Consider the following 26031-nt stretch of genomic DNA (forward strand, 5'->3'; position numbering starts at 1 on the left):
GTTTCCACTTTTCGGGATCATGGTCTATTCCAGCCATTCGGTGATGAAGCTGCCGTTTTCGTGGATGTCTGTGGTCTCCAGCGGGCCTGGGCCGAGATTGGTGAATTTGTGCGGCGTGTTCGGCGGCACGATCAGGATCTGGCCGGCCGACGCCTCGATTTGCCGGTCACCGACGGTGAACAGCCCGTTGCCGGCGCGAATGATGAATATCTCGCTATAGGGATGCATGTGCAGGCGTGGGCCGCCGCCGATCTCCGGCAGATAGTTGAAGATCAGGCAGCTTTTGGAGCCGTAGGCGCCGCATTGCAGTTCGCCCTGCCAGGGCTGGGGCCAGCGGTCGGGCGCCCGGGCCCATTTGTCTCTGTCGATGACATGCGCCATGAGCCGAGGATAGACCGAGGCCGGGTCTCCTGTCGAGGCAAACGCGGGCGCCGCTTTGCGGTTGATTTCCGGTCGTTTTCGCCACGCGGCCGGGCGCTGGATTGTGTCCCCGCGACAATCTGCCCTTGTGCCTTCACCCGTCTGGACAAAAACAGGCTTCACGCATAAACCGAAGTCCAAATGCCGGAGGAATTCGCTAGCCTGTTCGCCATGCGCTGTCGGGTTGGCGTGAATGAGCGGGGAACAAGGCTCGGCCACCGGCACGGAAGAGGCGAAAGGATCAGGCACCCGTGAGCGCAACCGACATCCAGGATCCCAACCGTCGTGATTTTCTCTACGTCGCCACCGGCATGGCCGCGGTGGTCGGCGCGGGTGCCGTCGCCTGGCCCTTCATCGACCAGATGCGCCCGGACGCCTCGACGCTGGCCCTGGCCTCGATCGAGGTCGACGTCTCCTCGTTGGAGCCGGGAATGTCGCTCGTCGTGAAATGGCGCGGCAAGCCGGTCGTCGTGCGCAACCGCACCGAAAAAGAGATGAAGGACGGTGAGGCGGTCAATCTGGCCCAGCTCAAGGATCCGCTCGCCCGCAACGCCAATCTGCCGGCCGACGCGCCGGCGACGGATGCCAACCGCACCATGCCGGGCAAGGAGGCCTGGATGGTGATGGTTCAGGTCTGCACCCATCTCGGCTGCATTCCGCTCGGCCAGGAAGGCGAGTTCGGTGGCTGGTTCTGCCCGTGCCACGGTTCGGTTTATGACACCGCCGGCCGCGTCCGCGGGGGCCCGGCGCCGGAGAACATGTCGGTGCCGGTGTTCCAGTTCATTTCCGACACCAAGATCCGTATCGGCTGAGGCTAGGGGACATTTCGATGAGCGAGGGACACTCGACCTATACGCCCAAGACCGGTCTCGGACGCTGGTTCGACGCCCGCATGCCGCTGCCGCGGCTGGTCTATGACAGCTTCGTCGCCTATCCGGTGCCGCGCAACCTCAACTATGCGTGGACTTTCGGCGGCATCCTGTCGATCATGCTGGCGGCGCAGATCCTGACCGGCATCGTGCTGGCCATGCACTACGCGGCGGACAGCACTCTCGCCTTCGATTCGGTCGAGAAGATCATGCGCGACGTCAATTCGGGCTGGCTGCTGCGCTACCTCCATTCGAACGGCGCATCGTTCTTCTTCGTCGCCGTCTACATCCACATCTTCCGCGGCCTCTACTACGGCTCCTACAAGGCGCCGCGCGAGCTTCTGTGGATACTCGGCTGCATCATCTACCTCTTGATGATGGCGACAGGCTTCATGGGCTATGTGCTGCCCTGGGGGCAGATGAGCTTCTGGGGCGCGACCGTCATCACCGGCTTCTTCAGCGCCATCCCGCTGGTCGGCGACTGGATCCAGCAGCTTTTGCTCGGCGGTTTCGCTGTCGACAACCCAACGCTTAACCGCTTCTTTTCACTGCACTATCTTCTGCCGTTCATGATCGCCGGCGTCGTCGTGCTGCACGTCTGGGCGCTGCATGTGGTCGGGCAGTCGAACCCGACCGGCATCGAAGTCAAGTCGAAGACCGACACCGTCGCCTTCACCCCTTACGCGACCATCAAGGACGCGTTCGGCATGATCGTGTTCCTGTTCGTCTTCGCCTATTTCGTCTTCTACCTGCCGAACTTCCTCGGCCACCCGGACAACTACATAGTCGCCGACCCGCTGAAGACCCCTGCCCATATCGTGCCGGAATGGTACTTCCTGCCGTTCTATGCGATCCTGCGCGCCATCACCTTCAATATCGGACCGATCAACTCCAAGCTCGGTGGCGTGCTCGCCATGTTCGGCTCCATCGCCATGCTGTTCCTGGTGCCGTGGCTCGACACCTCGAAGGTGCGCTCGGCGGTCTACCGGCCTTGGTACAAGCTGGTCTTCTGGCTGTTCGTGGCCGATGCCGTCCTGCTTGGCTGGCTGGGTTCGCAGCCGGCCGAAGGCAGCTATGTCTTCATGGCGCAGATGGCGACATTGGTCTACTTCGCCTTCTTCCTGGTCGCGCTTCCTGTTCTCGGCCTGATAGAGACCCCGCGGCGGTTGCCGAATTCGATCACCGAGGCGGTACTCGAGAAGAACAAAGGTGGCGGTGGCGGACATCCGGCCGGCGCGACAGCCGCACCGGAAACCAAGGGCTGAGCATGACCCCGAAAAGTGGAGACCGGTTTTCGGACGAGATCATGCTCGAGACGACGACAGCGCGGCAGAGAATCTCAAGGGGATTTGGCATGAAGAAGATTCTCACCTCACTGGCGCTGCTCGGCCTTGTGTTGACAGGCACTGGGGCCGCGACCACCGGGGCCATCGCCCAGGAGGAGGCGCACAACGAAGCCGCGCCGACGCACTTCCCGATACACGAGCCGAAGGAGATGGACTGGAGCTTCGCCGGGCCGTTCGGGACCTACGACAAGGCGCAGTTGCAGCGCGGGCTGAAGGTCTACAAGGAAGTCTGCGCGGCCTGCCATTCGATGAAATTGGTGGCGTTCCGCACATTGGAAGATCTTGGCTATTCGGAAGCGCAGGTCAAGGCGCTGGCGGCCGAGTACACGATCAATGACGGCCCCAACGATGCCGGCGACATGTTCGATCGTCCCGGCATACCGTCCGACCATTTCCCGGCGCCGTTCCCCAACGAGCAGGCGGCAGCGGCCGCCAATGGCGGGGCTGCCCCGCCCGACATGTCGCTGCTGGCCAAGGCGCGCGGCGTCGAGCGCGGTTTTCCGCGTTTCGTCTTCGACATCTTCACGCAATACGCCCAGGGCGGTCCCGATTATATCCACTCGCTGCTGACCGGCTATGACGAGGAGCCGCCGGCGGGCATGGAGATACCGGAAGGCACATCCTACAATCCGTATTTCATAGCCGGCGTGTCGCTGAAGATGCCGAACCCGCTTTCCGACGATCAGGTGACCTATGACGACGGCTCGCCGCAGACGGTTGACCAATATTCCCGCGACGTGTCGGCCTTCCTGATGTGGGCAGCCGAGCCGCATCTGGAAGACCGCAAGAAGACCGGCTTTCGCGTGCTGGTCTTCCTGTCGCTGTTCGGCGCGCTGGTCTATCTGACCAAGCGCAAGGTGTGGGCCGGCGTGGCGCACTGAGCTCCGCAAAGCCATAAGATCAAAAGGGCGTCGAAAGGCGCCCTTTTGCATTTTCCGAAGGCGCCCTTTTCGTTTCCGAAGGCTGGCGGCTCCAGTCCTTTGCCGGACAATTTTCTTCCAGGCGCCATATCACGGTAGCTGTCGCCGGCCGCGCCGGGTTACGATCGGCCGGAGTTCCTTTCACGTCCTCAAGTCGAATCGGACGAATGCCCCGGAGAGCCCGCCCATGAAACCTTCGCTCGAAGACACGCTGCTTGCCTCAATCCGCACCATTCCGGACTATCCCAAGCCGGGCATCCTGTTTCGCGACATCACCACGCTGCTGAGCAATGCGCGCGCCTTTCGCCGTGCCATTGACGAGCTGGTGCATCCCTATGCCGGCCAGAAGGTCGACAAGATCGCCGGCATCGAGGCGCGCGGCTTCATCCTTGGTGGCGCAGTCGCCCACCAGCTCTCGGCCGGCTTCGTGCCGATCCGCAAGAAGGGCAAGCTGCCTTACGAGACGGTGCGCGTCGCCTACAGCCTCGAATACGGACTGGACGAGATGGAGATGCATAAGGACGGCGTGTCTCCGGGTGAAAAGGTGATCCTGGTCGACGACCTGATCGCCACCGGCGGCACCGCGGAGGCGGCGGTCAAGCTGTTGCGGCAGATCGGCGCCGACATCATCGCCGCCTGCTTCGTCATCGACCTGCCGGACCTTGGCGGCCGCGAAAAACTCGAAGCGATCGGCGTGCCGGTCAGGACGCTGATCGGGTTCGAAGGGCATTGATGCGCTTTTCCTTCTTCCCCAGGGGGAGAAGGAAAAAAGCGCCTTACCCCACTTTCACCAGCACGGCGCTTTCGAACTCGATGACCTTGTCGCTGGTCGAATCGAAGGCCTCCGAGCGAAGCGTGAGCAGCCGCCAGCTCGGGCGCGAGCTTATGGGGCGGTGGGCAAGCGCGGTGCGGGTGAAGGTAACCGTCTCTCCGGCATAGACGGGCTTCGGCCATTTGAGGTTCCTGAAGCCGGGCGAGGGGCCGAATTCGGGCAAGGGACCAGGGCCGGTCCACCGGGCGCCCTCGGTCTCCATGCGGGTCTCGAGGTTCAATTTCATCCAGGTGGCGGCGGTGTGCCAGCCCGAGGCGCACAGACCGCCGAACACGCTCTTCTTCGCCGCCTCTTCGTCGAGATGGAAAATCTGCGGATCGTATTTCCTGGCGAAGGCCTTGATCGCCTCGGATTCGAATGTGTGCGAACCGAGCGTGACGGTGACACCGATGCAGAAGAACTCGTCCAATGTCATGAGAGGCCCTGTGCGGCATCACGCGCGAGGAACATGACGGTGTTCTCGAGATCGAAGACGCTCTCGCCGCGCTGGTTGAAAAGCTCGCTGCGCATGGTGACAAGGCCAAGCTGGGGCTTGGATCTGGACAGGCGCTTGGCAAGGACGGTGGTGTTGCCGCTCAGGATGTCGCCGGCCAGCACCGGCTTCTTCCATCGGACCTGATCGACGCCAGGGGCGCCCTGGCAGGTCGAATCGAGCAAGAAGGCGTCGCATAGCATACGCATGAATATCGCGCAGGTGTGCCAGCCCGAGGCCGCCAGCCCGCCAAGGATGCTGGCCTTGCCCGCAGCCTCGTCGAGATGCATCGGCTGCGCATCGAATTCCCCGGCGAATTCGATGATCTCGGCCGCACTCACCAGCTTCGTGCCGAGGTCGAGCGAGACGCCCTCGACGAAGTCCTCATAGGCCCAAGTCTTTCCGGTCATGGTCTGGAATCCGGTTCAAGGTTGTACGATCGCGACGGATCGGGGTTCCCGGATGCAGGCGGGGCGGGATTTGGTCAAGTAATTTCTAGTGCGCCAGGCCATCGCGCCGAACGGACAACAGAAGGTTCGACGGTTCTATAACCAGCCGCGGCGGCGGAAATACCAGAAGGGCAGGATCGCCGACAGGATCATCAAGCCGATGGCGAAGGGGTAGCCGAACTGCCATTTGAGCTCGGGCATGATGTCGAAATTCATGCCGTAGATCGAAGCGACCAGCGTCGGCGGCAGGAAGATGACGGCGGCGACGGAAAAGATCTTGATGATGGCGTTCTGCTCGATCGAGATCATGCCGAGCGTCGCGTCGAGCAGGAAGTTGATCTTCTGCGACAGGAAGGTGGCGTGGTCGGCGAGCGACAGCACATCGCGCGACAAGGTCTTGATGCGGGCGCGGATGTCCTTGCTCATCTTGGTCTGGGTCGAGGCGTGGGTGAGGAAGCCGGCGAGCCGCTGCAGCGAGATCAGGCTGTCGCGGATCGAGGAGGCGATGTCCTCCTTGCGGCCGATGGCCTTCAGCAATTCCTGGAAGTCGCGGTTGCGCTTGGAAGCCTTGGTCGAGCTTGCCTCGAAGATGTCGCGCGAGATCGTCTCGATGTCGCGGCCGGCGCGCTCCAGAATGTCGGCGAGGCGGTCGACGATCGCCTCCAGCAGGCCGATCAGGATGGTGTCGCCGCTGGTACAGCCGGTCGCCACCTTCTCGGCGCGCAGCGGAAAGGTCTTGAAGGCCTTCGGTTCGTGGTAACGCACGGTGATCAGCCTGTTGCCGGCCAGCACGAAGGTGACCGGTGACATCAGGGGATCGTCGGCCTCGGTCTGGGCCGGCAGCGTGGCGGTCATGAAATAGGCGCCGTCCTCGATATAGAGGCGGCTCGAAATCTCGATCTCCTCCATTTCCTCGCGCGTCGGAATGGCGACACCGAGCCAGGTCTCGATGGCCGTTTCCTCTTCCTTGGTCGGGCTTAGAAGGTCGGCCCAGACGACCTTGTCGCTGTTTGCCAAGAGATCGTCGGCGACGCGCAGGCGATCATTGTCCACGACGAATGCCTTGATCATCGCCGGTTCTCCCTTGCTGTGGCCAAAGAGCGGTGCGTTCGGTAGCGATGCGTCGTTTCGGATTGCGCGGGGCGGGCGCTTCGACGAAAGCCCGAGCCCGGTGCAGACGCCCCTTAGACCGGGCATTGCGGGCAGTCAAGCCGCGTGGGAGGGCCTGTGCGGCCGTGCACGAGGCTGTGATCGCGCCGGCGGCCATGATGGCTGCCGGCACGCCGTCGGTCGGGTCAGGTGTTGAACTTGAACAGCATGATGTCGCCGTCCTGGACGACATACTCCTTGCCTTCGTCGCGCGCCTTGCCGGCTTCCTTGGCCGCCACTTCGCCGCCCAGCGTGATGAAGTCGTTGTAGGCGATGGTCTGGGCGCGGATGAAGCCGCGCTCGAAATCGGTGTGGATGACGCCCGCCGCCTGCGGCGCCTTGGCGCCCTTGTGCACGGTCCAGGCGCGTGTCTCCTTCGGCCCGACGGTGAAATAGGTGATGAGCTGCAGCAGCTCGTAGCCGGCGCGGATCACCTTGTTCAGGCCGGGTTCCTCGAGGCCCAGCGTTGCGAGGAATTCCATTTCCTCGTCGTCGCTCAGCTGCGCGACCTCGGCTTCGATCGCCGCGGAAATTACCACGGTGCGGGCGCCTTGCGCGGCGGCCATCTGTTCGACCGCCTTGGTGTGTGCGTTGCCGGTGGCGGCGTCGGCCTCGGCGACATTGCAGACATAGAGCACCGGGTGCGACGTCAGCAGGTTCAGCCCCTGCAGGATGCGCAGATCCTCAGGCGCGATGCCGTTGAGCAGGATGCGGGCGGGCTTGCCGGCCTGCAGGAGTTCGAGAGCGGCTTCCATCATGGGAAGCACGGTCATCGCCTCCTTGTCCTTGCCGGAAGCGCGCTTGCGGAACTGCACGATGCGGCGCTCGAGGCTGTCGAGGTCGGCGAGCATCAGCTCGGTCTCGACGGTCTCGGCGTCGGCGACGGGATCGATGCGGCCCTCGACATGGGTGATGTCGTCATCCTCGAAGCAGCGCAGCACATGGACGATGGCGTCGACCTCGCGGATGTTGGCCAGGAACTGGTTGCCCAGCCCTTCGCCCTTCGAGGCGCCGCGCACGAGGCCGGCGATGTCGACGAAGGAGATGCGGGTCGGGATGATCTCTTTCGATTTGCCGATCGCCGCGATCTTCTGCAGGCGCGGGTCGGGCACCGCCACCTCGCCGGTGTTCGGTTCGATGGTGCAGAACGGATAGTTGGCGGCCTGCGCCGCCGCCGTCCTGGTCAGCGCGTTGAAAAGCGTCGACTTGCCGACGTTGGGCAAGCCGACGATGCCGCATTTGAAACCCATTTTTGTCCGGTCCTATCGGGAAATCGAAATTTGATGAGGGCTATGGGCGAAAGCGCCGACGATCGTCAAGCCCTCCAGCCCCGATCGGTGGCGAGGCTCAATCCTTGCCGCCGAACAGCTTCTTCAGCATGGCGGCCATCGGGCCGGTTTCAGGCGGCTTGATTGCCGGCTGCTGCGGCCGCGCCTGACGGATATGGCTCTGCTGTTTTGGGCTTTGCTGTTTCGGGGCGGACTTTTCCGGCTCGGGCGCGGCACCGGTCTTGCCCTGAACAGCGAGGCTGAGCTTGTTCATGAAGCCGGATTCGTCGCCCTTGACGATCATTTCCGCATGAGCACCGATGGCGTCGAGCAGCGGCTCCAGCCACTCGCGGTCGGCCTTGGCGAAATCGCCAATCACATGATGGTGGACGAATTCCTTGACGCCGGGGTGGCCGACGCCGATGCGCACGCGGCGGTAAGCGTTGCCGACATGGCCGTCGATCGAGCGGATGCCGTTGTGGCCGCCTGCGCCGCCGCCGGTCTTCACGCGGACCTTGCCGTCGGCGAGGTCGATCTCGTCATAGAAAACGGTGAGCGCCGAGGGATCGAGCTTGTAGAAGCGCAGCGCTTCGCCGACCGACTGGCCGGAATTGTTCATGAAGGTCTGCGGCTTGATCAGGACGATCTTTTCGCCGCCAAGCGTACCTTCGGCGATCAGGCCCTGGAACTTCTTCGACCAGGGCGAAAAGGAATGGCGGCGGGCGATCGCGTCCGCCGCCATGAAGCCGACATTGTGCCGGTTGTTGGCGTATTTCGCGCCCGGATTGCCGAGGCCTGCAAACAGCAGCATCGTCACCTCCGGGCGGAAAGGGATTACTTCTCTTCTTCGTCGGCAGGAGCCGCTTCGGGTTCGGCCGCTTCGACCGCCTCTTCCGTTTCCGGCTTCATCGCCGAGGAGCCGGCAATGGTCGCGATGGTGAAGTCGCGGTCGGAGATCACCGGCTTGACGCCGGCCGGCAGCTTGATCGCCGAGATGTGGATCGAATCGCCGATATCGGTGCCTGTGAGATCGACGGTGATGAATTCTGGGATCGCATTGGCCGGGCAGTGGAACTCGACCTCGTGACGCACGATGTTGAGCACGCCGCCGCGCTTGATGCCGGGCGACTTGTCCTCGTTGACAAAGTGGACCGGCACGTCGACATTGACTTCGGTGTCCTTGCCGATGCGCAGGAAATCGACATGGACCGGGAAATCCTTGACCGGGTCGAGCTGGAAGTCCTTGGGCAGGACCTGGATCTTCTTGCCGTCGACATCGATCGTGGCAATCGTGGTCAGGAACCCGCCGCCATGGATCTTGTAGTAGATGTCCTTGTAGGTGAGGGCAATCGCCAGGGGAGGCTGCTTGTCACCGTAGATTACTGCAGGCACTTTACCGTTACGGCGAACTGCACGGGCGGACCCCTTACCGACCTGTTCGCGCGCCTCGGCCTTGAGCTCGTAAGAAGCTTGGCTCATGGCATTTCCTTTCGCGTTGTTCTGGAGCGTTCGCGGCCGGCAGGTGCCTGGGCCGTAAACGTCGAAAGCCGTCATGGCTATGCATGATCTGGTCCAAAATCTTTTTTGGGATCACGCAGGCCGGACAGCCTTCCGCCGCGTTGCCTCCAAGGGTGTCTACGCGGGTGGCGGCTCTATAGCGGAAGGCGGGGCGGGGTGCAAGCCGTGCCGGTAGTGGTTGCGCCTTATCTGAATCTCGGCTTTGCGCCAGCGGCGCACCTTCTGGTGATGAAAGTCAGCTCCCGACGCAATCGGACTTAGTCTTATCGGGAAAACGCATGTCTGGCGCTGCCCTCGAACATGCTGGCGGCCCGAACGGCCGGCTCACCAGTGACGCCTGGGTTCATCCTGGCCAGAAATTGATCCAACTAAATTCATCTTGGGCTAACGGGCCGTTCTCTCCGGGCGCGGCCTCACGCGCGCGGGGCCGACGGGACGGCCTTTTAGGGCCGGCAGTGGGCCCTTCGTCACGGCGCCGTCGGCGATGGCAAGCATGCTATCGAAGAATTCGCCGCCGGTCGCGGATTTCGGCGGCATGGCGTCGTGCATGATGCTGATCACGGTCGCGTCTGGGCAAACGTCCTTGATGGCCTGATGAAACGCAACCGTCGCCTCGCCGTCCAGTGCGCTGGTCGGTTCGTCGAGGAACAGCAGCCTCGGCCGCAGCAGGAGGATCCGCGCCAGGACGACCCTTTGCTTCTGACCGCCGGAAAGGAGTTGGTCCCAGCTATGTCCGTCGCGGCCCTCCTCGGCAAGGTCACCGACGAAATCGGCAAGGCCGGCCTTGCTCATCGCTGTTGCGGCCTCGCCGTCCGGGTGAGCTTCGACGGAGTCGGGCAAGCATATCAACTCCTTCAATGTTACCGGCGGCAGCTTGACGTCCTGCGCGGCATACAAGGTCCGCACGTTCCTAGGCAGGACGATGGTCCCGCGGCCGTGGGGCCACAAACCGTTGATCGCCTTGAACAGCGAAGACTTGCCGCTGCCCGATTCTCCGACCAGCAGGGTCCATTCGCCGCGCTTGAAGTGCAGGTTGCCTGTCGTGACGAAGGGCTCGTCGTCACCCGCATGCATCAGCTCCAGATTCTGGATCGTCACGCCGAACTGCGGATCCTGCCTGGCGTAGCGGAACTCCGCGTGGCCAGTGCGGGCATAGAATTCGCGCGGGTGCCGCACGTCCTCGATCGCCTGTGCAAGGTCGGTTACGCGACGGGCGTTCGCCTTCAGCGTCGCAATCTCGGGCATGACGTGGATGAACCACGAACAATCACCGATGAGCGCATTGGTCAGTTCGGCGCCGGTGACATAGGCTTGCAGGCTGATCTTGTTCTCGACGTAGGGAAGCAGGCCGGGCGCGTAGGCGACGATGCGCGAGCCGAAGAAATTGTAGACGAGCTCGAAGCCCATGTAGCTCGCGGTCAGCCTGTTCAGGCTCGCCCAGGTGCGGTCGATATTGAAGTAGCGCCGCCTGTGGATGCCCCCCTGCGCTTTCTCCCCGCTCGCGGCGGCGATGTGGAAACTGCGGTGAAGAAGCGTGTTCAGTTCGCTGCGGTAACTGCCTTCGGCCCATTGCATCCTGTTCGACAGCCTCTGGAGCGTCGCTCCCAGCTTCACCGCGACGAAGGTGTTGATGGGGACATAGGCAGCGATTGCCACGACCGTCAGGCAGGCGCTGCCATAGCTGCCGAGGAACTCCAACCCGCTGACCTCGGTTGAGGTCGCGATGACCTTCTGGCCGACGAAGACAAACGACAGGACTACGCCTGCGATGCCCATCGCGAGGCCGATGGCGCCGCCGGTCATGCCCTTGATGGATTCCTGGACGCGCTGGTCGATATTGTCCAGCACCGAGGCTTCGTAAGGGTCGGCCTTCGCCGCGCCGTGCTGCAGATGATAGTGCGTATGGTTGTCGTCGAGCAGCGCTTCGTTGAAGCGCCGGTCGAGCCAGGCGCGCCATTTGCGGTGCAGGGTGGTTGAGAAGTAGTGGCGGACCGAGGTGAAACCGACGTCCTTGAGGACCACGATAGCGACCAGGGTCGCCGCGCTTGCCAGAAGGGACGCCGGCGTCGTCGGGTTTTGCGGATGGTGGAGAAAGGCTATCGCATTGACCAGTTCGCCCGATGCTTCGGCGAACCAGACGCTGGCCATTGCCGATAAAGCGGTGAGCACGACGATGATCGCCGTCAGCCCCCAGGCCACCTGCCATCTGTCGGAGAGCCAATAGGCGCGCATCAGGCCCCAGAAGCTGCACATCGAGGAAACGGGCCTCGACCGCGGCTGTTTTTCCCGGCTACGACTCCGCCAGCGCAAGGCACCCTCCCGACGTCGCTGCCTGTGATCAGGACATTCCTATCCGCACCGCTTTTGCCCAGACATGGTCGCGCGCTGCGAACTTGTCAAATGCCACGAGGCGAAGGGTCCGCAACACGTGGTCACCGCCGCGAGGGTTATCCGACACTGGGCAAAGCTACTCGTGGCGCAGCGCCTCGATCGGATTCAGGCGGGCAGCCTGACGCGCCGGAAAGTAGCCGAAGCCGGTGCCGATCAAGGCCGAAAACGCGAAAGCGACGAGGATGATCGCGGGACTTGTGACGAAAGGCACGTCCAAATAGACGCCCACCGCATAGGCGAGCCCCAGGCCGAGCAAGATGCCGACGATGCCTCCGAACAATGCGAGGACCGTAGCCTCGACGAGAAACTGCGTCAGAACCTGGCGTTCCAGGGCGCCGATGGCGAGGCGGATGCCAATCTCCCGTGTTCGCTCGGTCACCGAAACCAGCATGATGTTCATGATGCCGATACCGCCGACCAGCAGGCTGACTGCCGCCACGGCACCGAGAAGACCTGTCAGAATCGTGGTGGTTCCCGACATCGTTTCGGCGATCTGGGTCATGTCGTTGACCGAAAAATCGTCGTCTTCTCCCGCGGTTATTCGGCGGCGTTCCCGCATCAGGCGTTCGAGGTCGCCTTGAACCTTGGTGGTCGAGACGCCATCTCTCGCAGCCACCATGATGGTGCCGATGTCACTGTTGCCGGCAATGCGTCGTTGGAAGGCGCGCAACGGCACGATCACGGTGTCGTCCTGGTCGGTGCCCATGCCAGATTGTCCTTTCTTGCTGAGGACACCAATCACCTCGCAAGAAATCTTGCCGACCCGAATTCTCTGTCCCAGCGCATCCGTGCTGCCGAACAACTCCGTCTTGATCGTATCTCCGATCATGCAGACCGCGCTGCCTCGCTCTTCCGCCTCAAGGAAGCCACGGCCCGCGACCACCTGCCAACTGCGGACGATCAAATAGTCGGCCGTCGTGCCGACGACTGAACTCGACCGGCTTTCGCCGCCGAAGATGATGGTGGCAGAGGACTGCGCAACGGGCGCTACGGCGCGGATTCCCGCGATCTGGTTCCGAACGACGCTGACGTCCCTCGATGTGAAGGATTTGGCCTGGGTACTGGCTCGCCCCGGCCCGAACTGTCCCGGCATGACGAAGAGCATGTTGCTCCCCAGCTTGCCCAGCTCCGCCGTCACCTTTGCCGTCGTTCCGTTGCCGATGGTCACCATCGCAATGACCGCCGCAACGCCGATCACAATGCCGAGCACCGTCAGCGATGACCGCATCGGATTGCGCAGGATCGCCTGTGCTGCAAGTTTCAGCGTTTCAGAGAACACCGGCCGGCTCCTGCTGGCGGTCAGATTCGATTTTGCCATCGACGAAGCGAATGACCCGCCGGGCATAAGCAGCAATATCTTCCTCGTGCGTGACCATGATCACGGTGAGGCCCTCGTCGCGATTCAGGCGCGTGATGATGTTCATGATCTCCCGGCTGATGCTGGTATCGAGGTTCCCTGTCGGCTCGTCGGCGAGCAGCACGATGGGGCTGGTCACAATGGCGCGGGCGATCGCGACGCGTTGCTGCTGCCCTCCCGACAGTTTCGCCGGCGTATGCTGGGCGCGATCCGCCAATCCCACCTGCTCCAGCGCATGCAGAGAGCGGCGCCGCCGCTCGTCCTCGGGCATGCCGCGATAAATCAGCGGCAGCGCAACATTCTCGATCGCTGTCGTACGCGCCAGCAGATTGAAGCCCTGGAAGACGAACCCAAGCATGTGACGACGCAGCAGAGCCCGCTCGTCCTGGTCGAGCTCTCTGGTTGGAACGCCCTGGAAGAGGTATTCGCCCGAGCTTGGAACGTCGAGGCAGCCCATGATGTTCATGGCCGTCGACTTGCCGGAGCCCGACGGCCCCATGATTGCAACGAAAGCGCCGCGCTCGACCAGAAGGTCCACCCCCGCCAATGCGCGGACTTCGGCTTCTCCGCTGCCATAGACCTTAGTCACGGTGCGGAATTCGATTAGCGGATGGGAAGAGATGTCCACCGCCATCGTCTCACTCTGCGGCGACAGCGTCGACCACGAGGTCGTCACTCTCGGCGATGTCGCCGGACATCAGCTCGGTATTCTGCCCGTCGGTAGCGCCAACTTGGACCGTCACCTCGGTCGGAACCTTGTCGCGCATCACCCAAAGGGCTCGCGCTCCACCGGGGAGTTCCGCGGTGGTCACGGCTTTCATGCGGGGAGGCCTGAACAAGCCGAGGATGCCGCTGCTGATGCTTTCCTCCGGCGGTGAATAGCGCAGCGCCGTATTCGGTACGAGCAAAGCCGACTTGATGGTTTTGACCACGATGTCTGCCGTTGCCGTCATCCCCGGACGAAGAAGGAGTTCGGCATTGTCCACCTTCAGGAGCGCTTTGTAGGTGACCACGTCGTTGACCGTCTCGGAGACGACGCGGATGTCGGTGATTTCGGCAGGAAACGAGCGGTTGGGATAAGCGTCTACCGTAAAGCTCGCGCTCTGGCCCACCGCAACGCTGCCGATGTCGGCCTCGTCGACATCGACTTGAACCTCCATCTGCTTGAGGTCGCCGGCGATCGAAAACAACACCGGCGCCTGAAGCGACGCAGCCACGGTGGAGCCTTCGTCGATACTGCGTGTCAGCACGATGCCGTCAATCGGTGAAGCGATCGTCGCCCGGGCCAGATTGGTTTCCGCCATCTGCAAATCCGCCTCCGCCACCAGCACCTCCGCTTCGGCGGCTTGGAGAGCAGCCGCATTGGCATCCATGGTCAGGCGCGTGTCCTCGAGAGCCTGTGTGGACATGATGCCCCGGTTGAAGAGCGCCGACTGGCGCTCGTAGGTGGTCACGGCCGCATTGGCCGCCACCTTGGCCTTCGCGGCGTTGGCCTTGGCGACGGCCAGTTTTGCCCGGGCGCTGGCGACGCTTGCCTTGAGCGTGTCCGTGTCGAGTTCGGCGAGCACCTCGCCGCGATGGACGATGCTGTTATAGTCCACATTGACCCTGCGGATGATCCCGGAGATCTCGCTCGAAACGTCGACCTCCGTGATCGGCTGCATCGAGCCGGTCGCCGTCACGATGACGGTGAGGTCGCCCGTGGTGGCCTTCTGCGTCGTGTAGGTATAGGCATTGCCTTGCCCGAGATACAGCCAGCCCAACAGCCCGACGGCCAAGACCGCAGTTGCGGTGATCAGCCAACGCCGAATGCGGCTGGACATGCCCTTTTTCCGAGGCGCGGCATCGCCCAGGATTTGCTGTAGCGAAGGCGCTGGCACCGCCTCTGGAACGACCCGAAGCGTTGGTGGCTGGGACCGACTGGGTTCCTGGGTTGGCATGCTTGCCTCACAAGCGTTGGTGCGGAGGTGAGCAATGCCTGTTCACTCGTGGCCAGGCCTTGACGTGAATCAATTGGGAATCGACTTGGGCAGGGGCACGCGTCTGGGATGCTTTGTTTCGCGAAGTGTGAGGTGTGGAGGGAACTCAATTGGAGGCTGGTCAGGCAGGCGAGCGGGCGGCGATGGTGACGTCGTTCGCAAAGCCCCATGAATTTCAGAACCTTCGACGGTGTCGCCACGAAGGTCAAAAGCCGAAGTCCAACTGGGACTTCAGCCGATCGTGGTCCCGGCCTCGAGCTTCCTCGCTTCCCGCATGTTCGGCAGGAACACCGTCAGCAGGCCGAGCAGCGGCAAATACGAGCAGACCTGAAAGACGAAGTCGATGCCTTTCATGTCGGCGATGACGCCGAGCACGGCGGCGGCGATGCCGCCCATGCCGAAGGCGAAGCCGAAGAAGATGCCGGCGATCATGCCGACGCGGCCGGGCACCAGTTCCTGCGCGAAGACGACGATGTTGGAGAAGGCCGAGGACAGGATCAGGCCGATCAGCACCGTCAGGATCATCGTCCATTCGAGATTGGCGTAGGGCAGGACCAGCGTAAAGGGCAGCACGCCGACGATCGAGAGCCAGATCATCGCCTTCTGTCCGTAGCGGTCGCCGAACGGGCCGCCGAGCAGGATGCCCAGCGCCGAGGCGCCAAGGAACAGGAACAACATGACCTGCGACATCTGCACCGACACGCCGAATTTATCGATGGCGTAGAAGGTGTAGTAGCTGGCGAGGCTGGCTATGTAGGCGTTCTTGCTCAGCACCAGCAAGGTCAGCACCGCCAGCGCGCCGATCACCCTGCGGCGCGGGAAGGGCGAGATGAAGCCCGCCGCCTTGCGGTTAGCGAGCGAGGCGCGCAGGCGGCTGTACCAGCCGCCGACCCGCCACAGCACGATAATGCCGATCAGCGAGCCGACGGCGAACCACGCAATGCTGGCCTGGCCGAACGGCACGACGATGAAGGCAGCCAGCAGCGGCCCGATGGCCTGGCCGAGATTGCCGCCGACCTGGAACAGCGATTGCGCCAGGCCGAATCTGCCGCCCGAGGCGAAGCGGGCGATGCGCGAGGATTCCGGATGGAAGATCGCCGAGCCGATGCCGATCAGCGAGGCGCCGATCAGCAGCAGCCAATAGTGTCCCGCATAGGCCAGCACGATCAGGCCGATCAACGAGGAGGCCATGCCGTAGGGCAGCGAATAGGGCATCGGGCGCTTGTCGGTGACCATGCCGATCAGCGGCTGCAGCAATGACGCCGTGACCTGGAAGGTGAAGGTCAAAAGGCCGATCTGCCAGAAATCGAGACCGTAATTGTCCTTCAGCAGCGGATAGATGGCCGACAGCAGCGACTGCATGATGTCGTTGACACAATGGCAGAAGCTCACCGCCAGAATGACGGTGAAGGCCGTCGCCTGCGCCGAGGCGTGGCTGGCCGGCGCGGCGGGCGTTGTCGCTGTGGTATCGGTCAAGGCAGGCTCCGTGGTCTTTTTGGCAGGCGATGCCGCGGGAGCGCTTATAATCCCGTTGCGAAGCGACTTCTTTCGTGGTTTGGTCCAATAGTTTCGCAAGTGGGCCACGACCATGGCAGAATTGATATCATTTCTGGAGGCGCCGCCCGGCGATCTCGGCCGATTGCACCGCGAGCGGCTGGCCTGGCTGGAGGGGACCAGCGGCCCGATCGTGGCGCTGCCGTCGGAATATCCGGACGGCTACAACGTGCCCAACCATCATCACAGCCGCAGCCAACTGCTGCACGCGCTGCGCGGCGTCGTGCTGGTGACGACGCAGCAAGGCCGCTGGATGGTGCCGCCCGACCATGCCATGTGGATACCGGCGGGCATCGAACATTCGGTCGAAATGCTGGGCAATGTCAGCATGCGCTCGGTCTATGTCACGCCCGATGCGATAGAGGGCCTGCCCACAAGGCTGCGCGTGGTCGGCATGACGGACCTGATGCGCAGCCTGATCATCGAGGCGGTGACGCTGCCGGCCGAACCGCGGCCGACCGGGCGGACGGGGCTGGTGCTCGGCCTTTTGCTGCACGAGATACCTAGCCTGCCCGAGCAGCCGCTCGGGTTGCCTTTCCCATCCGACCCCAGGCTGGCAGCACTTTGCCGGCGCTTCGTCGCGGCACCCTCGCCGCATGCGACGATCGACGAGTGGGCCGATATCGTCGGCATGAGCCGCCGCTCCTTCACCCGCGCCTTTCATCGCCAGACCGGATTGTCGCTGTCGACATGGCGTCAGCAGGCCTGCCTGTTCGCGGCGTTGCCGAGGCTGGCGGATGGCGAGCCCATCACAAGGGTGGCGCTCGACCTCGGCTATGACAGCGTGCCGGCCTTCACCACCATGTTCAGGCGCATGTTGGGAACCTCGCCGCGCGGCTATATGCGCGGGTCAAGGGACAACTTCAGGGTGTCGAACGGGTAGCGCGGCAGATTTCAGTCGAACAGGCTCGACACCGATTCCTCGGTCGCGGTGCGCGAGATCGCCTCGCCCATCAGGTCGGCGATGGAGATGACGCGAATGTTGGGGGCGTCGAGCACGCCTTGCGTCGGCTGGATGGAATCGGTGATGACCAGTTCCTGCAGCTTCGAGCCGCTGATGCGGGCAACTGCGCCGCCCGACAACACACCATGGGTGATATAGGCGGTGACGCTGGTGGCACCGTTGGCAAGCAGGGCATCGGCGGCGTTGCACAGCGTGCCGCCCGAATCGACGATGTCGTCGATCAACAGGCAGTCCTTGCCGGCGACCGCGCCGATGATGTTCATGACTTCCGATTCGCCGGGGCGCTCGCGGCGCTTGTCGACGATGGCGAGTTGCGCATCGAAGCGCTTGGCGAGCGCGCGGGCCCGCACCACGCCGCCGATGTCGGGCGATACGACGACGACATTGGCAAGCTGCTTGTATTTTGCCTTCACGTCGCGGGCCATGACCGGCACGGAAAACAGATTGTCGGTCGGGATGTCGAAAAAACCCTGGATCTGGCCGGCGTGGAGATCCAGCGTCAATACGCGGTCGACACCCGCCCGCGTGATCATGTTGGCGACCAGCTTGGCCGAGATCGGCGTGCGGCCTGAGGCGCGGCGGTCTTGCCTGGCATAGCCGAAATAGGGAATGACCGCCGTGATGCGCTTGGCCGACGAGCGCATGAAGGCATCGATCATGATGAGCAGTTCCATCAGGTGATCGTTGGTCGGGAACGATGTGGACTGCAGGATGAAGACATCCTCGCCACGCACATTCTCCTGGATCTCGACGAAGATTTCCTGATCGGCGAAGCGCCTGACGCTGGCTTTGCCCAGCGGGATGTTGAGATAGCGGGCGACCGCTTCGGCCAGCACCCTGTTGGAATTGCCCGCGAAGAGCTTCATGCACCGTTCCTGGTGAAGTATGGAGACTCTGACAGACTCTCTTGAGCCTCTCAGTCGGGCTTTTAGCGGCCCGTGCCGGTATTGCAAGCGTCGTGATCGGGAATCCGCCGGCTAATCTCAATAAACGTTTTCGGCGAGGGAAGCCGGCAACATGTCAGCTCGCCAGTCAGCCCGCTTGACCGCCTAGCCATGTGGCGAACTGGTCGATCGTCTGGTCGGCGATCGTCTGCATGGTCTCCGGCGCGACCGCCGCCCAGCCTTCGCCACCATTGGCCGAGGGCGCCTTCTGCTGACCGTTGATGCGATGCAGCCGGTTGCCTGCCGGGTCATAGACGTCCCAGACATAGATGACGGTGGTGTCCTTGCCTTCCGACATCGTCGAGAAATAGCCTTTCAGCACGTGCGTGGGGGTCTGGCCGGCGCTGCCGGCCAAGGTGATGCCGCGCTGCTTGGCCCGCGTCTGAAGTTCCGCGGTCAGCGGTGTCGCGGCTTCCACCGAGGCGCCGACGATCGGCGCCACCATCAGGCGGGTCCGTGCGATGACGGCGGCGCTCTTTGCGGGCTGCGCTGGGGCGGAAGGTTGTGCCGTCGCGGAAGGCTGTGCCGTTGCGGAAGGCTGGGCGGTCGTTGCAGGTGGAGTGGTCGTTGCCGTCGTACCGGTCCCGGCCGCGGGCACGGCCTGTGTCGACTGCGGGGCGATGGCCGAGGGTTCGAGAACGTCCTTCGCACTGGTGCAGGCGGCCAGCGTCAGCGCCGCGAGCAGTGACACGGTCGTCACATGCGATCGCCTCATTGCCTCAAAACTCCCTGGCGATGAACGCCCCTTGCATTCTTGCCATTATGGATTCATCGCACGATCAAGTCGAGATCATGGCGGGACAGCGGCTTCGGCTGCGACTCGGTCGTCAGATAGGTGCGGCCAAGCGTCATCGCGGTCTCGGTTTCGGAGTCCATGATGATCATATGGGCGAACAGCGTCATGTTTGGCGCAATGGGTTCGGGATTGCCCTGATAGAACATCGGCATGTCCATCCATGACGGGGTGAAGCGGGCGCCAAGCGAATAGCCGCAGGCATTGAGCCTGTGCTTGGTCAGGTTGTGCGCCTCGAGCGTGCGGGCATGCGCGTCGAACACGTCGCCGAAGGTATTTCCGGGCGTCATCGCCTTTTCGACGGCCAGAAGTGCGGCGCGCGCGGCATCGAACAGTTCCTGGTGACGTTTCGACACCTTGCCGGTCAGCACGGTACGCATCATCGCCGCATGGTAGTGATGGAAGACGCCGGCCCATTCGAGCGTCAACTGGTCGTTCTTGGTCAGCTTGCGGCGCCCGGCCTTGTAACGGCAAAGCAGTGCGTCCGCTCCCGAGCCGATGATGAACTCGTTGGCCGGATAGTCGCCGCCGCCGGCAAAGATCGCGCCCTGCATGGCGGCAAGGATCAAGGCTTCGTCGCCACCCTGCTTGATCAGCGGCAGGGCCGCGTCCAGCGCGTCGTCGGCGAGGTTCGCGGCCTTTTCCGCCTTGGCGATCTCGGCCGGGCTCTTGAACAGGCGCAGCCGGTTGATGATGCCGGAAGCGTCGGCGATCTGGCCAAAGGTCTGCAATTGCTCGTCCAGGCGCCGGCCATTGTAGGCGGTCAGGCCGTGGGTGTCGTATTCGACGCCGATGCGGGCGCCGAGCAGGTCGAGGTCGTTGAGCAAATTGCGCAGGTCGATCGCCGGATTGGCGCCGTCGCGATCGGTCCACAGCAGGATGTTGTCGATGATCGAGGTGTGGCGCGCCTGGCGCAGATCGGCCGAGCGCGTGAGCAGGATCATCGAACCGTCTGCCTTCACCACCAGGCACTGGAAGAAGCAGAAGCCGAACGTATCGTAGCCGGTCAGCCAGTACATGCTCTCCTGCGCAAACAGCAGGACGGCATCGAGCTTCTTCTCGGCGATCTCGATCATCAGCCGATCGCGCCGCGCGTCAAATTCCGACCGTTCGAAATGCAGCGCCATTATTCCGTCTCCAAAACGATTGCCGAAATCTGCCGTCCGTAATCCGGCTCCTTGCGATGCACGGTGCGCCGGTAGGAATAGAACAGATCCTCCTCGGCGTAGGTGCAGCGGCCGAGCCCGCCGGCGGTCACGCCCGCCCGGGTCAGCCGATCGACCGTATAGAGGTTGAGGTCGAACATTGCATGTCCCCACTTCGCGGCAGGCGCGAAATAGCGGATGTTGTCGGCACCGGCCTCGACGAAGCGGGCGACGAATTCCGGCCCGACTTCGTAGTTTTCGGGGCCGATGGAAGGACCGAGAACAGCAACGATGCGCTCGCGCCGGGCACCGAGGCCTTCCATCGCCGCAATGGTGTTTTCCAGCACGCCCGACAAGGCGCCCTTCCAGCCGGCATGGGCAGCGCCGATGACGCGCGCCTCGGCATCGGCGAACAGGACCGGTCCGCAATCGGCGGTCGAGGCGCCGACGGCGATGCCCGGCCGGTCGGTGACGATGGCGTCGGCCTTCGGCCGCTCGCCGAAAAAAGGCTCCCTGGCGATGACGACGTCGGGCGAATGGATCTGATGGGCGGTCAAGAGATGGCTTGAAGGTACGCCCATCCAGTCGGCGACGCGGCGGCGGTTCTCGGCTACCTGCGTCTGGTCGTCGCTCGAGCCGGTGCCGATGTTGAGTCCCTGGTAGATGCCGCTGGAGACGCCGCCGATGCGGGTGAAATAGCCGTGGCGAATGCCTCTCGCCCGCGCCTTTTCCAGCAAGGGCGACCGAACGGGATCCGGTTTGGTCTGATTCAGCATGGCGGCGTTGTTGTCCGTGTGGGCGATTTCGTCAAGCTACAGTCCAAAGATCGGCTACAGTCGAAAGCCGGGAGAGTGGGAGAGGCGGCAGCGAAAAGTCAATCCGCCGTTGCAAAGGGCTGAACGGCGATGCCGGCAGGCAGGACGGCGAGCACCTTGAAGAGGTCGCCCATGGCCTGCGGGCCGGCGAGGCGTTCGACCTCGCCCGCAATCTTTTCGCGGGTCGCCTCATTGGCATTGGCGCCGAGCTGGCCGGCGCGTTCGAGAAGCCCCATTCCCACAAGGAATTCACCTTGCGTGGAGAGATGGGCATCGAGGCCATGCGCCCGCACAATCGTGGCAAGGGCGGCGAAATCGACATGGGCGGTGAGATCGGCTTCGCCCGGATTGGCCAGCACGTCTTCGTGATCGTGCTTGCGCAGGGCCTGCAACGTGTCGCCGACCCCTAGCTGGAGATGGCCATAGTCGAGGAATAGCCCGGTGCCGCCACGACTGGATATGCGCTCAGTGATGGTCGCCATCAGCGCGGCTCGGGCCGGTGCGACCTCGACGATCGCGCCCTGTGGCGCGTTTTCGGCATCGTCTGGCAGCAGCGTCGGATCGACCGAGCCGGCACCGGCGAAGAAGCGCAATTCGTCCGTGCCGTCGAGGCCGATCATCCGTTCGCGCCAGCCTGTTCCGGCGCGGACGAACTGGCGGATGGGCACCGCGTCGAACAATTCGTTGCCGACGATGAAAAGCGGGGTCTGCGGCAGCGTGTCGATGCTTTCGTGCCAGCCGATCGTTGCCTGCGTGGCGGCAAGCGTTTGCTTCTGGACATCTGCCAGCCGCGGGCTGGTCTCGATCATGGCGAAGGATGCGCCGGCGGTGAGCGCCGGATCGAGCCGCGAAAGCGTGCGCAGCATGTCCTTCATCAGCGTGCCGCGGCCGGGGCCGATCTCGGCGACGGTGACCGGCATCGGCCGGCCGGTCGCCAGCCAGGCTTCGTAAAGCCAGACGGCGACCAGTTCGCCGAACATCTGGCTGATCTCCGGCGCGGTGACGAAGTCGCCGGCAGCCCCGAACGGCTCGCGCGTCGTATAGTAGCCGTCCTGCGGATCGAACAGGCAAAGCGCCATGTATTGGTTGACGGGGATCGGCCCCGCCGCACCGATCAGCTCGACGATGCGGGTTTTCAGCCGCGTCATACCGGCTGCGATTGCGTCACCGGGCCAGGGCGACGCGCGTCCATTTGCAAAATACGCCCTTGCCCTTTGATTTTACACATCGTGCTTTCCCAAAATCGATTCCGATTTTTGGGCCGATGCGGTAGCCGTCGCCATCGCCCAGATGCCGGCCAGCAGCATCGGCAGCGACAGCACCATGCCCATCGTCAGCCAGCCGGTGCCGAGGAGGTAGCCGAGTTGCTGATCGGGTTCGCGGAAGAATTCGACGAAGATGCGCGAGAGGCCGTAACCGGCGATGAAGGCGCCGCCGACAAAGCGCGGCGTCTTCAGCTTGAGCCTGGAATGGGTGAGGAAGCGCAGCACCAGGAACAGCACCAGGCCTTCGAGCAGCGCCTCGTAGACCTGGCTCGGATGGCGCGCAAATGGGCCGCCATTGGGGAACTCGACTGCCCATGGCACGTCCGTCGGCCTGCCCCAGAGTTCGGAGTTGATGAAATTCGCCATGCGGACGAGGCCGAGCCCCACCGGCACGCCGGCCGCCACCACGTCGAACAGCGACCATGTGCGGATGCCGCGGGACCAGGAAAACAACGTCATGGCGAGAATGACGCCGAGCAGCCCGCCATGGAACGACATGCCGCCCTGCCAGACGGCAAGAATGTCGAGCGGGTGGGCGATGTAGCGCTGCAGGTCGTAAAACAGCACGTAGCCGGTGCGCCCGCCAAGCACCACGCCGATGGCGGCCCAGACGATGAAGTCGTCGAGATCCTCGGGCTTCATCGGCAAGGTGCCGTCGGGCCAGAGTTTTGTGTTGGTGACGAGCCGCTTGGCATACCACCAGGCGAAGAGAATGCCGACGATGTAGCCGACGCCATACCAATGCACCGCCAGCGGCCCGATCTGGACGATGACCGGGTCGATGTTGGGGAAGGGCAGGGCGGCCAGCGGCAGCATAAGGTATTCGCTCAACAGGATCTCCCGGTTGCGATCGCGTTCGGGCGCGGACCATGCGGCAGGGTTTTGGCGGGGTCAAGGCGACGTGGATGCTTGCATTCCGCGTCGCGCGCCACTACGTCAAATCGACCAAGCGAGGATTTGCCATGTCGACCGGACCGAACCGCATTCTCGATGAATTCGCCAAGCTGATGACCGACGCCGCGGGTGCCGCGCAAGGGGTGCGGCGCGAAGTGGAAACCGCCTTCAAGGGGCAGGCCGAGCGCGTTCTCAACTCGATGGACCTGGTGCAGCGCGAAGAATTTGAGGCCGCCCGCGACATGGCTGTGAAGGCCAGGGAAGAAAATGCCCGTCTCGCTGCGCGCATCGAGGCACTCGAGGCGAAGCTCGCCGAATTGGCCGGGCAGGTCGCACCCGCGGCCGCGGCAAAGCCCAGATCAAAAAAATAATCGTTAAACTTTTCCACAAAGCACAATCGCAAAAAGCGCTTTGTCGTGAATCGCTTACCGGCATTGCATGAATCATTGTGGTCGCGGCTTTCCACATGCGAATGACGCAGCGCGAAAAATTTGGCTGGTCACGCGACTCCCGATCAATAGACTGAATTTGTTGCATGATTCGGAGCAGGGGTCATGCGCCGGGCGGTGGGGTCCGGTCTGGGGTCTTTGCGTTGACGAAGTCCCGGCCGTCCGAGTTCTAGACAAGATTGTTCGTCGTGTGTGCCCCACGGAGCGTGTGGCGCTCACTAGAGCGACGTGCGTCCACTTGGACGCACAAAGTACGCTCTAGAACTTTGAACGTTCGCATCGGGCCGATGCGAAGGAACGACAGGAAGCATTCCATGGAACTTCTCGAACTCGAATTCTCGCGCGAAATCCATCCGGTGGATGTTATCGAGCAAGTAGCCCACAACAACGACTGGTCCTTCGAACGGGCCGGCGACGATGAGATTTCGATTTCGGTTGCCGGAAGCTGGACCGACTACCATGTCTCATTTTCCTGGATGGAGGATTTCGAGGCGCTGCATCTGGCCTGCGCTTTCGACATCAAGGTGCCGGAGGGGCGCGCTCTCGAAGTGATGCGGCTGCTTTCCCTGATCAACGAACAGATGCTGTTCGGCCATTTCGACCTCTGGGAGCAGGAAGGTGCGATCATGTTCCGCCAGTCGCTGCTGCTCGCCGGTGGGGTCGAGCCGTCGAGCCAGCAGGTCGAGGTGCTGCTGTCGTCGGCGCTGGAGGCCTGCGAATGCTATTTCCAAGCGTTCCAGTTCGTCGTCTGGTCGGGAACCTCGGCCAAGGACGCGCTGGCCGGCGTCCTGTTCGAGACTTACGGAAACGCCTGAGCCAGGTCCTGACCCTCAATGAGTTCGAGCAGCCAGCGCAAGCCCGAGATCAGTTTCGCCGATTTCGACCGTGTCGATATCCGCGCCGGCACGATCGTCGAGGCCGAGCCCTTTCCCGAGGCGCGGAAGCCGGCATTCAAGCTGAAGATCGATTTCGGCGCTGACATCGGGGTGAAGAAATCGTCGGCGCAGATCACCAAATACTATGCGCCCGAGACGCTGATCGGCCGGCAGGTATTCGCGGTGGTCAATTTCCCCCCGCGGCAGATCGGACCGTTCATGTCGGAAGTGCTGACACTTGGCTTTCCCGACGAGGAGGGCGCCGTCGTCCTCGGCGCAATCGAACGCAGGGTCCCCGACGGCGGCCGCCTGTTTTAACAGGACTCCTCAGGCCGCCAGCTTTCGTGTGGTGCCCAGCGCCTCTTCAACCGTCTCCAGGAACATTTCCGCGCAGGCTTTCCAACTGTAACGCATCGCCCGTTCGCGCGCCTCGGCCCGGTCGACATGGAGCGCGGCAAGCGCGGCCTCACGCAAATCGTTGGACACCGCCCCGCCAACGCCGTCGCCGACAATGTCGATCGGTCCGGTCACCGGATAGGCCGCGACCGGCGTACCGCTGGCCAGCGCCTCGATGATGACATTGCCGAACGTGTCGGTGCGGCTGGGGAAGACGAAGGCATCGGCCGAGGCGTAGATTTCGGCCAGTTCGTTATTCGGGCGGTGGCCAAGGAAATGGGCATCGGGGTATCTGGCCTTGAGCTTGGCCAACTCCGGCCCCTCGCCGACGATCACCTTGCTGCCAGGCAAATCGAGGTCGAGGAAGGCGATCAGGTTCTTTTCGATCGCGACGCGGCCGACGCAGAGGAAGATCGGTCCCTTGAGCCCCAGATCCTTCCGCTTGTCAGGCCGGAAATGGTCGGTGTCGACGCCGCGCGTCCATGGCCTGAGCTTGGTGAAGCCGCGCGCCGACAGATCGTCCGCCAGCGACTGGGTGGCGACCAGCGTGCCTTGTCCGGAATTGTGGAAATCGCGAAGCCAGCGATAGGTCCAGGCTTCCGGTATAGGCAGCCGCGCGCTCAGATATTCCGGAAAACGCGTGTGATAGCTTGTCGTGAACGGCCGGCCCGCCTTGCGGCAGTAGCGCCGCGCCATGATGCCGAGCGGGCCTTCGGTGACGATATGGATATGATCGGCGTTGCGCGCCGCGACAAGGCGCGCGACATGGCCTGGCGTCGTCAGCGCCAGCCGGATGTCCGGGTAGGTCGGCAGGGGCAAGGTGCGAAAGATGCTCGGCGTCAGGAAATCCGTCTCGACGTCGAAGGATTTCAGGGTTTCCGAAAGCCGTTCCAGCGTATGGACGACGCCATTGACTTGCGGGCGCCAGGCGTCGGTGACCATCAGGATGCGCATAGCAGCTCTTTGC

General features: G+C 63.2%; 27 protein-coding genes. 8 read left to right on the forward strand and 19 right to left on the reverse strand.

What is annotated here, in order from left to right:
- Positions 1-24: 24 nt before the first annotated feature.
- Positions 25-381: a cupin domain-containing protein gene (locus tag IQ26_RS05600; RefSeq protein ID WP_145714707.1), complete on the reverse strand. Its 357-nt coding sequence runs from the start codon at positions 379-381 to the stop codon at positions 25-27.
- Between the two features lie 290 nt (positions 382-671).
- Between IQ26_RS05600 and petA the strand changes: the two genes are divergently transcribed.
- From petA to IQ26_RS05620, 4 genes are all read left to right on the forward strand, one after another.
- Entirely contained in the window at positions 672-1232 is a 561-nt protein-coding gene (petA, locus tag IQ26_RS05605) for a ubiquinol-cytochrome c reductase iron-sulfur subunit (protein ID WP_145714708.1), read from the forward strand.
- Between the two features lie 17 nt (positions 1233-1249).
- A complete protein-coding gene (locus IQ26_RS05610; RefSeq protein ID WP_145714711.1) occupies positions 1250-2554 on the forward strand; it encodes a cytochrome b in 1305 nt (434 codons plus the stop codon).
- Positions 2555-2643: 89 nt separating this feature from the next.
- Positions 2644-3516, forward strand: coding sequence for a cytochrome c1 (locus IQ26_RS05615; RefSeq protein WP_145714713.1), 873 nt, complete (start codon positions 2644-2646; stop codon positions 3514-3516).
- A gap of 226 nt (positions 3517-3742) precedes the next feature.
- The gene (locus IQ26_RS05620; RefSeq protein ID WP_145714714.1) at positions 3743-4288 is read left to right on the forward strand and encodes an adenine phosphoribosyltransferase; all 546 of its coding nucleotides are present in this window, start codon (positions 3743-3745) and stop codon (positions 4286-4288) included.
- A 43-nt stretch (positions 4289-4331) separates the two neighbouring features.
- Here IQ26_RS05620 and IQ26_RS05625 read toward each other — a convergent pair whose 3' ends face one another.
- From IQ26_RS05625 to IQ26_RS05675, 11 genes are all read right to left on the reverse strand, one after another.
- Complete coding sequence (locus IQ26_RS05625) at positions 4332-4802, reverse strand: MaoC family dehydratase (protein WP_145714716.1); 471 nt, start codon at positions 4800-4802, stop codon at positions 4332-4334.
- Positions 4799-5269 (reverse strand): MaoC family dehydratase, encoded by a 471-nt coding sequence (locus IQ26_RS05630; protein WP_145714718.1) that lies wholly within the window; start codon positions 5267-5269, stop codon positions 4799-4801. Before IQ26_RS05630 ends, IQ26_RS05625 begins: the two co-directional genes overlap by 4 nt.
- A 135-nt stretch (positions 5270-5404) precedes the next feature.
- Positions 5405-6379, reverse strand: coding sequence for a magnesium/cobalt transporter CorA (gene corA, locus IQ26_RS05635; RefSeq protein ID WP_145714720.1), 975 nt, complete (start codon positions 6377-6379; stop codon positions 5405-5407).
- A 224-nt stretch (positions 6380-6603) separates the two neighbouring features.
- On the reverse strand, positions 6604-7707 hold the full coding sequence (gene ychF, locus IQ26_RS05640; RefSeq protein ID WP_145714722.1) for a redox-regulated ATPase YchF: 1104 nt from the start codon (positions 7705-7707) through the stop codon (positions 6604-6606).
- A 97-nt stretch (positions 7708-7804) separates the two neighbouring features.
- Complete coding sequence (gene pth / locus IQ26_RS05645; RefSeq protein ID WP_145714724.1) at positions 7805-8536, reverse strand: aminoacyl-tRNA hydrolase; 732 nt, start codon at positions 8534-8536, stop codon at positions 7805-7807.
- Positions 8537-8559: 23 nt separating this feature from the next.
- Complete coding sequence (locus IQ26_RS05650; protein ID WP_145714726.1) at positions 8560-9204, reverse strand: 50S ribosomal protein L25/general stress protein Ctc; 645 nt, start codon at positions 9202-9204, stop codon at positions 8560-8562.
- A gap of 423 nt (positions 9205-9627) precedes the next feature.
- Positions 9628-11496 carry an ABC transporter ATP-binding protein/permease gene (locus IQ26_RS05655; RefSeq protein WP_145714728.1) on the reverse strand — a complete coding sequence of 623 codons (1869 nt, stop codon included), beginning with the start codon at positions 11494-11496 and terminating at the stop codon, positions 9628-9630.
- A gap of 214 nt (positions 11497-11710) precedes the next feature.
- Complete coding sequence (locus IQ26_RS05660; RefSeq protein WP_145714730.1) at positions 11711-12913, reverse strand: ABC transporter permease; 1203 nt, start codon at positions 12911-12913, stop codon at positions 11711-11713.
- Entirely contained in the window at positions 12903-13613 is a 711-nt protein-coding gene (locus IQ26_RS05665; protein ID WP_145714833.1) for an ABC transporter ATP-binding protein, read from the reverse strand. Before IQ26_RS05665 ends, IQ26_RS05660 begins: the two co-directional genes overlap by 11 nt.
- A 16-nt stretch (positions 13614-13629) precedes the next feature.
- Positions 13630-14814, reverse strand: coding sequence for an efflux RND transporter periplasmic adaptor subunit (locus IQ26_RS05670; protein ID WP_240547016.1), 1185 nt, complete (start codon positions 14812-14814; stop codon positions 13630-13632).
- 387 nt (positions 14815-15201) lie between these two features.
- Positions 15202-16446, reverse strand: coding sequence for an MFS transporter (locus IQ26_RS05675; protein WP_162457869.1), 1245 nt, complete (start codon positions 16444-16446; stop codon positions 15202-15204).
- A 112-nt stretch (positions 16447-16558) separates the two neighbouring features.
- Between IQ26_RS05675 and IQ26_RS05680 the strand changes: the two genes are divergently transcribed.
- On the forward strand, positions 16559-17407 hold the full coding sequence (locus tag IQ26_RS05680; protein WP_145714734.1) for an AraC family transcriptional regulator: 849 nt from the start codon (positions 16559-16561) through the stop codon (positions 17405-17407).
- Positions 17408-17418: 11 nt separating this feature from the next.
- On the opposite strand, the gene IQ26_RS05685 is transcribed toward IQ26_RS05680, so the two are convergent.
- The 6 genes from IQ26_RS05685 to lgt form a co-directional block, all read right to left on the reverse strand.
- A complete protein-coding gene (locus IQ26_RS05685) occupies positions 17419-18354 on the reverse strand; it encodes a ribose-phosphate pyrophosphokinase (RefSeq protein ID WP_006202540.1) in 936 nt (311 codons plus the stop codon).
- Between the two features lie 166 nt (positions 18355-18520).
- Positions 18521-19147 (reverse strand): hypothetical protein, encoded by a 627-nt coding sequence (locus tag IQ26_RS05690; protein WP_145714737.1) that lies wholly within the window; start codon positions 19145-19147, stop codon positions 18521-18523.
- 53 nt (positions 19148-19200) lie between these two features.
- Positions 19201-20352 (reverse strand): M24 family metallopeptidase, encoded by a 1152-nt coding sequence (locus IQ26_RS05695; protein WP_145714738.1) that lies wholly within the window; start codon positions 20350-20352, stop codon positions 19201-19203.
- Positions 20352-21146: a peptidoglycan editing factor PgeF gene (gene pgeF, locus IQ26_RS05700; RefSeq protein ID WP_145714740.1), complete on the reverse strand. Its 795-nt coding sequence runs from the start codon at positions 21144-21146 to the stop codon at positions 20352-20354. The genes IQ26_RS05695 and pgeF overlap by 1 nt, the downstream gene beginning before the upstream one ends.
- Positions 21147-21244: 98 nt before the next feature.
- Complete coding sequence (locus tag IQ26_RS05705; protein WP_145714742.1) at positions 21245-22333, reverse strand: class I SAM-dependent methyltransferase; 1089 nt, start codon at positions 22331-22333, stop codon at positions 21245-21247.
- A 72-nt stretch (positions 22334-22405) separates the two neighbouring features.
- Positions 22406-23281, reverse strand: a complete 876-nt coding sequence (gene lgt / locus IQ26_RS05710; protein WP_145714744.1) for a prolipoprotein diacylglyceryl transferase — start codon at positions 23279-23281, stop codon at positions 22406-22408.
- A 131-nt stretch (positions 23282-23412) separates the two neighbouring features.
- Here lgt and IQ26_RS05715 point away from each other — a divergent pair, with 131 nt between their 5' ends.
- The 3 genes from IQ26_RS05715 to IQ26_RS05725 all read left to right on the forward strand — a co-directional run bounded on the left by IQ26_RS05715 (position 23413) and on the right by IQ26_RS05725 (position 24986).
- A complete protein-coding gene (locus IQ26_RS05715; RefSeq protein WP_145714837.1) occupies positions 23413-23715 on the forward strand; it encodes an accessory factor UbiK family protein in 303 nt (100 codons plus the stop codon).
- A 392-nt stretch (positions 23716-24107) separates the two neighbouring features.
- Positions 24108-24608, forward strand: a complete 501-nt coding sequence (locus IQ26_RS05720) for a type III secretion system chaperone family protein (RefSeq protein WP_126034371.1) — start codon at positions 24108-24110, stop codon at positions 24606-24608.
- An 18-nt stretch (positions 24609-24626) separates the two neighbouring features.
- Positions 24627-24986 carry a tRNA-binding protein gene (locus IQ26_RS05725; protein WP_008877676.1) on the forward strand — a complete coding sequence of 120 codons (360 nt, stop codon included), beginning with the start codon at positions 24627-24629 and terminating at the stop codon, positions 24984-24986.
- Positions 24987-24995: 9 nt separating this feature from the next.
- On the opposite strand, the gene IQ26_RS05730 is transcribed toward IQ26_RS05725, so the two are convergent.
- Positions 24996-26018 (reverse strand): glycosyltransferase family 4 protein, encoded by a 1023-nt coding sequence (locus tag IQ26_RS05730; RefSeq protein WP_145714746.1) that lies wholly within the window; start codon positions 26016-26018, stop codon positions 24996-24998.
- Positions 26019-26031: the final 13 nt, after the last annotated feature.

It is taken from the genome of Mesorhizobium tianshanense, assembly GCF_007830515.1.
Taxonomy (GTDB): Bacteria; Pseudomonadota; Alphaproteobacteria; order Rhizobiales; family Rhizobiaceae; genus Mesorhizobium; species Mesorhizobium tianshanense.

Excerpts from the sequence above, each read along its gene's own strand:
- IQ26_RS05600 (WP_145714707.1), bottom strand. The coding sequence starts at position 381 with ATGGCGCATGTCATCGACAGAGACAAATGGGCCCGGGCGCCCGACCGC.
- IQ26_RS05610 (WP_145714711.1), top strand. The coding sequence starts at position 1,250 with ATGAGCGAGGGACACTCGACCTATACGCCCAAGACCGGTCTCGGACGC.
- IQ26_RS05615 (WP_145714713.1), top strand. The coding sequence starts at position 2,644 with ATGAAGAAGATTCTCACCTCACTGGCGCTGCTCGGCCTTGTGTTGACA.
- IQ26_RS05620 (WP_145714714.1), top strand. The coding sequence starts at position 3,743 with ATGAAACCTTCGCTCGAAGACACGCTGCTTGCCTCAATCCGCACCATT.
- IQ26_RS05625 (WP_145714716.1), bottom strand. The coding sequence starts at position 4,802 with ATGACATTGGACGAGTTCTTCTGCATCGGTGTCACCGTCACGCTCGGT.
- IQ26_RS05630 (WP_145714718.1), bottom strand. The coding sequence starts at position 5,269 with ATGACCGGAAAGACTTGGGCCTATGAGGACTTCGTCGAGGGCGTCTCG.
- corA (WP_145714720.1), bottom strand. The coding sequence starts at position 6,379 with ATGATCAAGGCATTCGTCGTGGACAATGATCGCCTGCGCGTCGCCGAC.
- ychF (WP_145714722.1), bottom strand. The coding sequence starts at position 7,707 with ATGGGTTTCAAATGCGGCATCGTCGGCTTGCCCAACGTCGGCAAGTCG.
- pth (WP_145714724.1), bottom strand. The coding sequence starts at position 8,536 with ATGCTGCTGTTTGCAGGCCTCGGCAATCCGGGCGCGAAATACGCCAAC.
- IQ26_RS05650 (WP_145714726.1), bottom strand. The coding sequence starts at position 9,204 with ATGAGCCAAGCTTCTTACGAGCTCAAGGCCGAGGCGCGCGAACAGGTC.
- IQ26_RS05655 (WP_145714728.1), bottom strand. The coding sequence starts at position 11,496 with ATGTGCAGCTTCTGGGGCCTGATGCGCGCCTATTGGCTCTCCGACAGA.
- IQ26_RS05670 (WP_240547016.1), bottom strand. The coding sequence starts at position 14,814 with ATGTCCAGCCGCATTCGGCGTTGGCTGATCACCGCAACTGCGGTCTTG.
- IQ26_RS05680 (WP_145714734.1), top strand. The coding sequence starts at position 16,559 with ATGGCAGAATTGATATCATTTCTGGAGGCGCCGCCCGGCGATCTCGGC.
- IQ26_RS05685 (WP_006202540.1), bottom strand. The coding sequence starts at position 18,354 with ATGAAGCTCTTCGCGGGCAATTCCAACAGGGTGCTGGCCGAAGCGGTC.
- IQ26_RS05690 (WP_145714737.1), bottom strand. The coding sequence starts at position 19,147 with ATGAGGCGATCGCATGTGACGACCGTGTCACTGCTCGCGGCGCTGACG.
- IQ26_RS05695 (WP_145714738.1), bottom strand. The coding sequence starts at position 20,352 with ATGGCGCTGCATTTCGAACGGTCGGAATTTGACGCGCGGCGCGATCGG.
- pgeF (WP_145714740.1), bottom strand. The coding sequence starts at position 21,146 with ATGCTGAATCAGACCAAACCGGATCCCGTTCGGTCGCCCTTGCTGGAA.
- IQ26_RS05705 (WP_145714742.1), bottom strand. The coding sequence starts at position 22,333 with ATGACGCGGCTGAAAACCCGCATCGTCGAGCTGATCGGTGCGGCGGGG.
- IQ26_RS05715 (WP_145714837.1), top strand. The coding sequence starts at position 23,413 with ATGTCGACCGGACCGAACCGCATTCTCGATGAATTCGCCAAGCTGATG.
- IQ26_RS05720 (WP_126034371.1), top strand. The coding sequence starts at position 24,108 with ATGGAACTTCTCGAACTCGAATTCTCGCGCGAAATCCATCCGGTGGAT.
- IQ26_RS05725 (WP_008877676.1), top strand. The coding sequence starts at position 24,627 with ATGAGTTCGAGCAGCCAGCGCAAGCCCGAGATCAGTTTCGCCGATTTC.
- IQ26_RS05730 (WP_145714746.1), bottom strand. The coding sequence starts at position 26,018 with ATGCGCATCCTGATGGTCACCGACGCCTGGCGCCCGCAAGTCAATGGC.